Consider the following 12,050-nt stretch of genomic DNA (forward strand, 5'->3'; position numbering starts at 1 on the left):
TATAGGATTATTTAGATTGAACCTTTTTATAATTCTATTTTATAACCTTTTAAAACCTATATTTATGAAACATGCATGTAAAAGAAAGCCATGTCATTCATGGCTTCAGACTGTCATTGCCACAGTTCTTTTTCTATGTTGGGCAACCGTAGGATGGGGACAAGACCTGTCCGTTAAAGGAAATGTGACCGACACCAAAGGAGAACCCATTATTGGAGCCAGTGTAGTGATAAAGGGGAACACCACACAAGGTACCATTACCGACTTCGACGGACAGTTCACTCTCAATGTACCGGCCAACTCCACACTCGTCATTTCTTATATCGGGTATGTAACCCAAGAAGTACCGGCCAAATCGGCGATAAAAGTAGTATTGAAAGAAGACAATGAAATGCTGGATGAAGTAGTAGTCATCGGTTACGGAACCCAGCGTAAAGGAGATGTAACCAGTGCCATCTCCAGCGTCAAATCAGAAAACTTCGTCAAAGGAGCCGTAAAGGATGTCGGCCAGCTGATTCAAGGAAAAGTAGCCGGACTGGCCATCACCAACCCGACTGGTGACCCGGCCGGAGAAACTCAGATCCGCCTCCGTGGAACCAACACCATCGGTGGAGCCAACACAGCCCCTTTGGTATTGATTGACGGTATCCCCGGAACCTTGAGCACAGTGGCTCCTGAAGACGTGGAAAGCGTAGACGTACTGAAAGACGGTTCCGCTGCCGCCATCTACGGTACCCGTGGTACAAACGGTGTCATCCTCATCACTACCAAGCAGTCAAAAGGAGGCGATATCTGCTCTGTAGAATACAGTGGCTACGTCAGCACTGCCATGATGGCCAAACGGCTGGAAATGCTCAGTGGACGCGAATTTGCTGCCCTCTATCCGGATTATGACTACGGATACAACACCGACTGGGTGGATGAAATCAGCCGTACCCCTATTTCTCACGTACACAACCTCTCATTGATGGGTGGTAATTCCAAGACCAGCTACATTGCCAACCTCAACTACGCAGACCGTCAGGGAACCATGAAAAAATCAGACTTCGACAACTTCCAGGGAAGAATTGAAGTGACTCACCGTATGTTCGACGACAAAGTGAAACTGAAATTCGGCGTTTTCGGAAAGAAAAGCCAGATGGAATCCACTCAAAGTGGAGGAAGCTTCCGCGGCGGTGTCTACTCACAGGCTACCCGACGCAACCCGACCGAACCCGTACGCAACCCGGACGGTACCTGGTATGAAAACGTCAACAAATTTGAATATGAAAACCCGTTGGCTCTGCTCTATGAATCAGACGGAAACGTAAAGAAAACAGAATTGCGTTACAACGGAAACATCACCTACAACCCCATCAAAGACCTGACCCTGCAGGCCATGTTCTCTTACACACGTGAAAACATGAACCGCGGATACAGTGAAACACAGAACCACATCTCCGCCCTTCGTGACCACAAGAACGGATGGTCTTCTGTCGGTGCGTATACCGAAATGGAAAAGCTGATGGAACTGACCGCACAATACAACAAGACCATCAACGACCATAAATTCTCTATCTTGGGAGGTTACAGCTACGACGAAACAGACTATGAAGAAATGTGGTTCGACAACTACGGTTTCCAGGATGACTATTTCGGCGGTTGGCACAACATCGGCATCGGTTCTGCCTTGAAAGAAGGAAAAGCTTCTGCAGGCTCCAGCAAGACTTCGACCAACCTGATCGGTTTCTTCGGCCGTGCCACCTATTCCTGGAAAGAACGCTATCTGTTCATGGCTGCCCTGCGTTATGAAGGTGCCAGCCAGCTCTGGGGCACGGACAACGCATGGGGATTGTTCCCGTCCGTCTCATTCGGTTGGAGAATCACGGAAGAACCGTTCATGAAAAACCAGCACATTTTCAATGACTTGAAACTGAGAGTAGGTTACGGTGTCACTGGGTCACAACCTAAAAACGGATTCTTGGGAGTAGCCATGCTGAAATACGGTTCTTACGCCTATGTAAACAGCAGCTGGATTCAAACCATTGTACCGGCTTCCAACCCGAATCCCGATTTACGCTGGGAAGAGAAGAAAGAAACCAACATCGGTATCGACTGGTCTTCTTGGGAAGGACGTCTCTCTGGTAGCATCGACTACTACAACCGACTGGTAGACGGATTGATTTATGACTATGCCGTACCGACTCCTCCCAACTTGTACAACACCACTACAGCCAATGGCGGTAAGATGAGAAACAAGGGTGTGGAAATCCTGGTCAATGTGATTCCGGTACAGAACAAAGACTTTGAATGGAGCACCACCGGTACTTTCTCATTCAACTCCAACAAACTGGAAAGTCTGTCAGGAAGTATCTTTAAATCAGAATATGACTACTTCAACACAGGAACAGTGGAATACTCCGGACAGGTGGCAGACTCACACCGCGTACAGGTGGGCGAAAGCATCGGTAACTTCTACGGCTTCAAGGTAGTAGACGTGGACGAAGAAGGACGCTGGATCTACGAAGACCGCAACGGCGACCTGATAAACTACAAAGACTTCACGCATGCACCGGAAGACAAGCACATCATCGGTAACGGACTTCCGAAATACTATGCAGGATGGAACAACAACTTCCGCTACAAGAATTTTGATTTGTCTATCACCATGCGTGGCGCCTTCGGCTTCCAAATTATCAACGGTGCCCGTATGAACTACGAAAACGTGAAGAACGCCCGTATGGAAAACCGACTGAAATCAGTCAACGACCTGGTATTCGGCAAGCATACCCTCAGCCCGGAAGTAGAACCGGAATTCAACAGCTACTATGTAGAAGACGGTGACTATTGGAAGATTGACAACATCACACTGGGTTACAACTTCGGACAGCTCGGCAAATACATCAAGTCATTGCGTATCTACGGTTCCGTACTGAACGCCCTGACCATCACCGGATACAAAGGCATCGACCCGGAAGTTTCTACTGACGGACTGACTCCTGGATACGACACCCGCGACCGCTATCCAAGCATACGCTCATTTACATTAGGTGTCAACGTAAAATTCTAATTTAAAAGTAAAGAACCATGAAAAATATAATCAGATTATTTTCCACATGCCTGCTCACTTCAGCCTTAATCGGCAGTACGGCATGTACCAGCTTATTGGACGACAGCTATGGACAGGTAGTGTCCAGCAAATACTCTCCGAAGACAGAAGAAGAAGTCAGCTACCTGGTAAACGCAGCCTATATTCCCTGGAGAGAGACCTTGTTGCAATGGAACGGTGTGGTACGCTCACAGGAACTGTGTGCCGACCAGGATGTAATTCCAGCACGCGACGGTACAGGATGGGTAGACGGATACATCTACAAGCGCTGGCACCAGCATACCTGGACCACGGAAGACGACGGTGTGCTGCAAGGATGGGAACGTACCTACAACGGAGTGAACACCTGCAACCGTATCCTTTCGCAGATAGAAGAAGGTACCATCAATGTGGAAGACGATACCAAGGCTGCATTGATAGCCGAACTGAAGGTGTTGCGTGCCTCCTACTATTACATCCTGATCGACCTCTATGGAAATGTGCCTCTGGTAACCGACTTCAAGGATGAATCGCTCCCCAAGCAGGCTACCCGCAAAGAAGTGTTCGATTTTATCGTGAAAGAAATCAAGGACAATATCGACCTGCTTTCTGAAACTCCGAGAGGATACTACTACGGACGTTTCAACAAGTGGGCTGCCCACACCCTGCTGGCCAAGATGTATCTGAATGCGGAAATCTGGGCCGGAGAAGCTCACTGGCAAGACTGCATCGACGAATGTCAAGCCGTGATTGACTTTGCAAACGCTACAAACGAATACGGACTGGAAGAAAAACAGAAAAACGTGTTCATCACTCAGAACGAGAATTCCAAGGAAATCATCTTCGCCCTTCCGTTCGATGAAATCTACGTGACGGGATGGAATGATTTCGACTTCCACATGTATACGTTAGCAGCCGAAAACCAGGATACTTATCAGTTCACCGAAAGACCGTGGGGAGGTGTGTGTGCCATTCCTCAGTTCATCGATTCTTTCGACCCGGACGACCTGCGCTTGAAAGAGAATTATATCCAAGGGCCTCAGCTCACAGCATCCGGCGAACCGTTGCAGCGCAGTGACGGCAAAGGACAGCTCATCTACATCAACGAAGTGCCTTCCATTGAAAGTTCTGATTCCGGACACGGCTACCGCTGGGGTAAATTTGAATATGCCAAAGGCATTACCAACCGTCTGAGCAACGACTGGCCGTTGCTCCGCTATGCCGATGTACTGATGATGAAGGCAGAAGCCCTGATGCGTTCCGGACAGCCCGGAGCAGGTGCACTGGTCACTGAAGTACGTAAACGTGCTTTCGAAGACCCGAACAAAGCCATCGTCACCGATGCGGAACTGGAAGGCGGAAGCTGCTATGACTACGGACGCCGGGATACCAACATGGAAACTCACGAAGGCGGAGCGGACATCAAGTACGGCCGTTTCTTGGACGAATTAGGATGGGAATTCTGTCAGGAAGGCAGACGCCGTCAGGACATGATCCGTTTTGGAGTCTTCACCACGAAGTCTTGGTTCTCACACGACAAGAGCAACCCGAACAGAAACCTCTTCCCGATTCCGAACAAGGCCATGCTGACCAACAGTAATTTGGTTCAGAATCCGCAATAAGAAGCCAACTCCTCCGAATAATCGGATAAAAAAAGCTCCCTTATTTCCCAACCTAATATGAGAAGGAAATAAGGGAGCTTTCTATTTTAAGAAAAGCATCAGCTTTCCGGCAATTCCACCACACCGAGCTTCTTCTTTCCGTCCATCTTCACGATAAGCGGCTTTTCAAATCGTACCCAGCGGAGGAATTTGGTCTCTTCTACGGCTGGCATACGGTCGAGCAATGCCTGGTTGTAGATGCCGTCGTTCATGTAGGCATTGATGGTGAAATAGCCCACCCCGAAGGAGGTCAGGTTCTGGAAGAAATGGGTGCCCTGACTGGGGTCTACCCGGTAATTGGTGAGACCGGCTTCCACGATGATCCTCGCAGCGGAAATGTTCGGCCATTTCACGGGAATACCCAGCCAAGTGTCACTGCTGCCCCAGCGCCCGGGACCGACCAGAATGTAATGTTTGCCTTCGTCGAGGAAACGGCGGTTGAGTTTCTCAATGTCGTAGGCTATCAGCTGGTTGTTGGAAGCAGAATAGCCTTCGGTCTTGACGTAGATGACATCCTGCATGTCGTCCATCACCCCGTGACCCAATGAGTTTTCGCTCTTGAGCAGAAGTTTTTCTTCCGGTATCCGGCTCAGGTCCTCTTCCAATCCGGCTTTCACGTCGACCATCGGACGGATTTGCAGCAGATAGAACACCCCGCTCTTGGTGCGGGCATCCAGGTTGACGGCAAATTCGATTTCGACCGGACGGCGCATTTCGCCCTGACCGTATTTCTGTACGAGCTGGAGGATGCGGGCCAGCGGAAATACGTCATGCTGAAGGATGTTGGCAAAGGTGATGAGCTTGCGCCCACCGGGATAGAGTCCGTCGCGAATCACCATGTCATAAGGATCGTAGGTCGAGGCGATGAAGTTCAAGGCCCCGTCGGCTTCGGCATCTTTCACATGGAGCTTCAATAGGTTGAACCCGTCGTCGAGCGAGAAGTTCTGTCCTAAGTTTTTCAGGTCGAGGGCATAGAAGCGGGTCTGGGTCTCGCGCAAGGCGATCTCCATCTCACTGGTCTGTAGTACTTGTGTGGGATGGTACGGACAGACGCGCAGAGTAAGTCCGCCGTCGACAATGTATTTTCCGAGTCCTAATGCCAGACTCACCGTGCCCTCTTCAGCCAATTCGTCGTTGATGGGATAATAGTTGACGGAGCGGGCCACACCGGAGATGGCCGGATAGTAGCGGTCGCCATACTGAGTGCCGACCACTTCCTGAAGGATGACGGCCATCTTTTCCTGGTCGATGACGTTGCTGGTGGCTTGCATATAGGCCTTGCTATCCTTATAATATACGGAGGCATACACGCCCTTGATGGCATCGCTCAGCATACGGAGCATCTCGTACTTGTCGTCCAGATAAGGAATCATGTAGGTGGAATAAATGCCGGCAAACGGCTGGTAGTGCGAGTCTTCCAGCAGACTGGACGAGCGGATGGCGATCGGGGCCTTGACGGCATCGAAGAAGGCGAAGAAATCTTCCACCAGGTTGTCGGGAAGCTTGGCCCGGAGAAAGGCTTTCAGAATCACATCGTCGGCGGCATCGCTCAAGGCAATCTGATAGAGCTGGTTGGAGTCCATGAACTCGTCGAAGATGTCGGTGCAGAGTACCACGGTTTTCGGAATCATGACCGAGGCATTCTCAAACTCATCGAACTCGGGATGGCGCTTCACCATGTTGTCGATAAAGGCCAGTCCACGCCCCTTTCCTCCCAAAGAACCATCACCGATGCGGGCAAAGTTGGAATAGCGGTCGAAACGGTCACGCTGGAATACGGCCACCACGCCCTGGTTCTTCATCTTGCGGTATTTCACGATGGCCTCGAAGATAATCTGGCGGTGTGCATCGATATCCTGAAGGGATTCCCACGTAATCTGTTTCAAGAACTCGGCCACCGGGAAGATGGCACGCGAATACAGCCAGCGCGAGATGTGGTTGCGGCTGATGTGGTAGAGGAAGGATTCGGCCGGAATGGCGAAGATGACATTCTGAAGTTCTTTCAGGTTATGGATGCGAGCCACTTCCTTCATGGTATGAGGGTCACGAAAGATAAAATCACCGAACCCAAAGTTATCCGACACGGCTTCGCGCAGGTCGATGTTCATCTTCTTGGAGTTCTTGTCGATGAACACGGCGCCCAGTTCGTCCACATAGCGGCGGTTGCTCTCTTCGGCCGACTGTAGAATCAGCGGGATGAAGGGGTCGCGACGGCGTATCTCACGCAGGAAAGTCACGCCGGCTTCCGGATCGTTCACGCCTTCATGGGGGAAACGGGCATCGGAAATGACTCCCAGCATGTTGTGCTCGTACTTGTCATATAGTTCCATGGCTTCCTCGTACGAGCGGGCCAACACAATCTTGGGACGTCCGCGCATGCGCAGCGTACGCTGGTGCTCGTTCAGGGCTTCCGTGGCAAACTCCTGGCTCTGGCGGAGCACAAACTTGTAGAGGTTGGGCAGCACGGACGAATAGAAACGGATGGAATCTTCCACTAACAGAATCATCTGCACGCCGATTTCCTGGATGTCGTGTTCCAGGTTCATCTTGTCCTCAATCAGCTTGATGATGGACACCAGCAGGTCGGTGTTGCCCAGCCAGCAGAACACATACTCAAAGATGCTCAGGTCTTCGTGCTCCATCCGTTCCTTGATGCCATGCGAAAAAGGAGTCAGCACTACCAACGGCAAGTGGGGATAGGCCTGCTTGATGTCGCGGGCAATATCGAAGGTATCGCTGTTGTCGGAACCGGGCATACAGATAACCAGGTCGAACATGGTATTGCGCAACTGCTCCCATGCCTCCTTATCGGTTGACACTTGGGTGAAACGGGGAGGATAGCGCAGGCTCAGGTTCATATATTCATTGAATATCTTCTCATCGATGCGGCCATCGTCTTCCAACATGAACGCATCGTAGGGATTAGCCACTAACAGCACGTTGAAAATGCGCTTGGTCATGAGGTTGGCGAACTGCGTATCCTTGAAATAAAGCTGACGGAGTTTAATTCTCAGGTTGCTTAACATAGTATCTTCATTTAGGCTTTTGACATTTATAAAAGCAAAAATCGGAAATTCACGGGATTTTTGCAAATCTTTCTTGAGCGTTGGTGAAAAACTATCAAAATTCAAGCTCACAATCGAAAAATAAGGGGAAAAGCTTTGCCAATACAGGTAAATTCCTATCTTTGCAGATACAAAACATTTCATTTTGTCAGACCTTAAATTATTTGATTATGGATATTAACAAAATCATGTCATCGCTGGAAGCCAAGCATCCAGGTGAATCCGAGTACCTTCAGGCAGTCAAGGAAGTATTGCTTTCTATCGAAGATATCTACAACCAACATCCCGAATTTGAAAAGGCCAAAATCATTGAACGGCTGGTAGAACCCGACCGTATCTTCACCTTCCGTGTCACATGGGTGGACGACAAAGGGGAAGTGCAAACCAACCTGGGCTATCGCGTGCAGTTCAATAACGCCATCGGCCCGTACAAGGGAGGTATCCGTTTCCACGCTTCGGTCAACCTGTCTATCCTGAAATTCTTAGGATTTGAGCAGACCTTCAAGAACGCACTGACCACGCTGCCGATGGGCGGCGGCAAGGGAGGCTCCGACTTCTCTCCGCGCGGAAAGAGCAATGCGGAAATCATGCGTTTCTGCCAGGCCTTCATGCTGGAACTGTGGCGCCACTTAGGTCCGGACATGGACGTGCCGGCCGGTGACATCGGCGTAGGCGGACGCGAAGTGGGTTACATGTTCGGCATGTACAAGAAGCTGACGCGTGAATTTACCGGCACCTTTACCGGTAAGGGACTGGAATTCGGCGGTTCGCTGATTCGTCCGGAAGCAACAGGCTTCGGAGGCTTGTATTTCGTGAAACACATGCTCGATGCGAAGGGCATTGAAATAAAAGGAAAGACTGTGGCCATCTCAGGCTTCGGTAACGTGGCTTGGGGAGCTGCCACCAAGGCTACTCAGTTGGGCGCCAAAGTAGTGACCATCTCTGGACCGGACGGTTACATTTATGACCCGGACGGCATTTCGGGAGAAAAGATTGACTACATGCTGGAACTGCGTGCTTCGGGCAACGACATCGTGGCCCCGTATGCGGAGAAATTCCCGGGAGCTACCTTCGTGCCGGGACGCCGCCCGTGGGAGGTGAAAGTGGACATCGCACTGCCTTGCGCTACCCAGAACGAGCTGAACGGCGAAGATGCACAGCAGTTGATCAAGAACCACGTGCTCTGTGTAGGTGAAATCTCCAACATGGGATGTACACCGGAAGCTATCGATGCGTTCATTGAACACAAAATGATGTATGCACCGGGCAAGGCGGTCAATGCGGGCGGAGTGGCTACCTCCGGACTGGAAATGAGCCAGAACGCCATGCACCTGAGCTGGACCGCACAGGAAGTGGACGACAAGTTGCACCAGATTATGCACAACATTCACGAACAGTGCGTGAAGTACGGTACGGAAAGCGACGGATACATCAATTATGTGAAGGGCGCCAACATTGCCGGATTCATGAAAGTGGCTCATGCCATGATGGCTCAGGGAATTGTCTGAATATTAAGGATATTTAAATTACATATGAATCCTCAGGATAGGTAAACTTTTATTCCTATCTTTGAAAGCTTTAATTTTAGCACAAAATCTCGTTTAGTTGTATTTGTATTTTGTATTGTAGCTTGCGCTATCCAGCCTGTGAAGGCCAGATAGCGCTTTTTTATGCGCTGTCAGAGAAGAAGGGATACAAAAAAAGGCCTTGCAACTGCAAGACCTTTTTCTGTGGGTGACTAGTGGGACTCGAACCCACGACATTCAGAACCACAATCTGACGCTCTAACCAACTGAACTATAGTCACCATGTTGGCATGAAAAACGTTAAAAAATGAAGGAGGGTGACTAGTGGGACTCGAACCCACGACATTCAGAACCACAATCTGACGCTCTAACCAACTGAACTATAGTCACCATGTTGGCTTCCTTTTCAAAAGCGATTGCAAAGGTAGAGGATTTTTTCGAAACTGCAAACATTTCATCGAAAAAATCCTCTAAAATCTCAATATATTGCTTTTTTCCCGGCCAACAGCGTATTCTTCATCAAAGAAACGATGGTCATCGGCCCTACTCCACCGGGTACGGGAGTAATGTAGGAACACTTGGGAGCCACCTCGTCAAACTTCACGTCGCCGGTAAGCTTGAAACCTGATTTCTTGAATGCATCGGGCACACGAGTGGTACCGACATCGATAACGACCGCTCCTTCTTTCACCATATCGGCCTTGACGAAGTTAGGCTGTCCCATGGCAGCAATCAGGATATCGGCCTCCTGGCATTCTCTGACCAAATCCTTGCTGCGGCTGTGGCATACAGTGACAGTGGCATCGCCCGGCACGGCTTTCTGCATCATCAGCATGGCCATCGGCTTTCCCACGATATTGCTTCGGCCCAAGATGACACATTTCTTTCCGCGCGTATCAATCTGATAACGACGCAGAAGTTCCATGATGCCGTTGGGAGTGGCTGAAATGTAACAAGGAAGTCCGATAGACAAACGTCCCACATTGATGGGATGGAATCCGTCGACATCTTTCCGGTAATCAATGGTCTCTATCACTTTCTGTTCTGAAATGTGGGGAGGCAACGGAAGCTGTACGATGAATCCGTCCACATCGGCATCGGCATTCAATTCACGTACTTTGGCCAAAAGTTCTTCTTCTGTCACATCCGATTCGTAGCGGATCAACGTAGACTTGAATCCGCACACTTCGCAGGCTTTTACCTTTGCCGCTACATAGGTTTCACTCCCTCCATCATGACCCACTAAGATGGCAGCTAAATGAGGACGCTTGCCTCCTTTTGCCACAATGTCGGCCACTTCGGCAGCGATTTCCTTTTTCACTTGTTCAGAAACTGCTTTTCCGTCGATTAATGTCATAAATACTCCTTTCTAATTTTATGATTTATACAAAAGTAGGAATTTTACGGCAAAGACCTGCTCATTTTTCGGTTTTTATAGCAATTATTACAGCAAGGGAATAAATCTTCGGGCAACAGAAAGTTAGTCGACAAAAAAATATTAACTTTGCCACGTTATTTAAATTATGCAGAGGAGAAGATTCGACATACTGTTCATTGCCATTAGCTTGTGGCTGTCTTTCAGCCTATCCCCCCAAATACATGCTGCCGATACTCACTTTACCGTCGTGATTGATGCCGGACACGGAGGTCATGACCCTGGAGCGGTGGGCAAAAGAGGAAAGGAAAAAAACATCAATCTGAGCGTAGCTCTCAAATTAGGAAAGCTGATCCGACAAAACTGTCCGGACACGCGGGTGGTCTATACCCGAGACAGAGATGTGTTCATCCCGCTGCACACAAGGGCTGAAATCGCCAACGATGCCAAGGCGGATCTTTTCATTTCCATCCACACCAACTCGGTGGCCTCTAAAAACAGAAGCGTCAGCGGCACAGAGACCTATACCCTCGGATTGCACCGTACTCAGGAAAACTTGGAAGTAGCAAAAAAAGAAAATGCGGTAATTCTCATTGAGGATGACTACAAGCAGCGATATGCGGGATTCAACCCGAATTCATCGGAAAGCTACATCATTTTTGAGTTCTTGCAAGACAAGAATATGGCCCAAAGCGTCAGCTTTGCCACTCAAGTGCAACGAGGGTTCCGAAATGCCAACCGCATAGACAAAGGGGTGCACCAAGCCGGCTTTCTGGTCTTGCGTGCCACGTCCATGCCGAGTGTACTGATTGAGCTGGGCTACATTACGAACCCTACTGAAGAAGCTTACCTAATGTCAGACCAAGGCAGCTCTACCCTGGCTAAAAGTATCTACCGTGCCTTTCTGAATTACAAAGCAGGGAAAAAAGGCGTAGCCTCCCAACCAGTGGCTGACACTGACAGTTCGGCCACGCCTGCAGAAGAAGAAATAGTCAGCGTAGAATCTTCCGCACCCATGCCCACCGTACGCGAACAGCGCACTACCAAGCAGAAGTCCGAATCAGCCACCATAACAGGGAAACCGGTATTCAAAATACAGATACTGACTTCCGGCCGCAAACTGCCAGCCAAAAGCAAGCAGTTCAAAGGGCTTACTCCAGTGGACAGTTACGAAGAGAACGGAATCATCAAGTATACTTACGGAGCAGATACAAACTACAACAAGATTCTCCGCCTCAAACGCACCAAGGTGGACAGCAAATTCAAGGATGCCTTCATCATTGCGTTCAAAGACGGACAGAAAATGAACATCAATCAAGCCATACGAGAATTCAAACGAAACAGATAATAAAAAAA

General features: G+C 49.5%; 6 protein-coding genes and 2 tRNA genes. 4 read left to right on the forward strand and 4 right to left on the reverse strand.

From position 1 onward, the window contains the following. The first annotated feature begins 64 nt into the window (after positions 1-64). Positions 65-3,049, forward strand: coding sequence for a SusC/RagA family TonB-linked outer membrane protein (locus H6A28_RS00695; RefSeq protein WP_204478567.1), 2,985 nt, complete (start codon positions 65-67; stop codon positions 3,047-3,049). 17 nt (positions 3,050-3,066) lie between these two features. Next, positions 3,067-4,689: a RagB/SusD family nutrient uptake outer membrane protein gene (locus tag H6A28_RS00700; RefSeq protein WP_204475128.1), complete on the forward strand. Its 1,623-nt coding sequence runs from the start codon at positions 3,067-3,069 to the stop codon at positions 4,687-4,689. 98 nt (positions 4,690-4,787) lie between these two features. Here H6A28_RS00700 and H6A28_RS00705 read toward each other — a convergent pair whose 3' ends face one another. Then, positions 4,788-7,754 (reverse strand): PEP/pyruvate-binding domain-containing protein, encoded by a 2,967-nt coding sequence (locus tag H6A28_RS00705; RefSeq protein WP_204478568.1) that lies wholly within the window; start codon positions 7,752-7,754, stop codon positions 4,788-4,790. Between the two features lie 209 nt (positions 7,755-7,963). Between H6A28_RS00705 and gdhA the strand changes: the two genes are divergently transcribed. After that, on the forward strand, positions 7,964-9,301 hold the full coding sequence (gene gdhA, locus H6A28_RS00710; RefSeq protein ID WP_204475126.1) for an NADP-specific glutamate dehydrogenase: 1,338 nt from the start codon (positions 7,964-7,966) through the stop codon (positions 9,299-9,301). Positions 9,302-9,526: 225 nt separating this feature from the next. Here gdhA and H6A28_RS00715 read toward each other — a convergent pair. The 3 genes from H6A28_RS00715 to folD all read right to left on the reverse strand — a co-directional run bounded on the left by H6A28_RS00715 (position 9,527) and on the right by folD (position 10,676). Continuing rightward, a tRNA-His gene (locus H6A28_RS00715) sits at positions 9,527-9,600 on the reverse strand. A 35-nt stretch (positions 9,601-9,635) separates the two neighbouring features. Then, a tRNA-His gene (locus H6A28_RS00720) sits at positions 9,636-9,709 on the reverse strand. Positions 9,710-9,797: 88 nt separating this feature from the next. Then, positions 9,798-10,676 carry a bifunctional methylenetetrahydrofolate dehydrogenase/methenyltetrahydrofolate cyclohydrolase FolD gene (gene folD, locus H6A28_RS00725; RefSeq protein WP_204478569.1) on the reverse strand — a complete coding sequence of 293 codons (879 nt, stop codon included), beginning with the start codon at positions 10,674-10,676 and terminating at the stop codon, positions 9,798-9,800. Positions 10,677-10,842: 166 nt separating this feature from the next. On the opposite strand from folD, the gene H6A28_RS00730 reads away from it, so the two are divergent. Next, positions 10,843-12,042 (forward strand): N-acetylmuramoyl-L-alanine amidase family protein, encoded by a 1,200-nt coding sequence (locus tag H6A28_RS00730; RefSeq protein WP_204478570.1) that lies wholly within the window; start codon positions 10,843-10,845, stop codon positions 12,040-12,042. The last annotated feature ends 8 nt before the right edge of the window (positions 12,043-12,050 follow it).

Source organism: Bacteroides mediterraneensis (genome assembly GCF_016900355.1).
In the GTDB taxonomy this organism is placed as follows: Bacteria; Bacteroidota; Bacteroidia; order Bacteroidales; family Bacteroidaceae; genus Phocaeicola.

Bases quoted from the DNA above. Each gene is read 5' to 3' on its own strand.
- H6A28_RS00695 (WP_204478567.1), top strand. From the start codon at position 65: ATGAAACATGCATGTAAAAGAAAGCCATGTCATTCATGGCTTCAGACT.
- H6A28_RS00700 (WP_204475128.1), top strand. From the start codon at position 3,067: ATGAAAAATATAATCAGATTATTTTCCACATGCCTGCTCACTTCAGCC.
- H6A28_RS00705 (WP_204478568.1), bottom strand. From the start codon at position 7,754: ATGTTAAGCAACCTGAGAATTAAACTCCGTCAGCTTTATTTCAAGGAT.
- gdhA (WP_204475126.1), top strand. From the start codon at position 7,964: ATGGATATTAACAAAATCATGTCATCGCTGGAAGCCAAGCATCCAGGT.
- folD (WP_204478569.1), bottom strand. From the start codon at position 10,676: ATGACATTAATCGACGGAAAAGCAGTTTCTGAACAAGTGAAAAAGGAA.
- H6A28_RS00730 (WP_204478570.1), top strand. From the start codon at position 10,843: ATGCAGAGGAGAAGATTCGACATACTGTTCATTGCCATTAGCTTGTGG.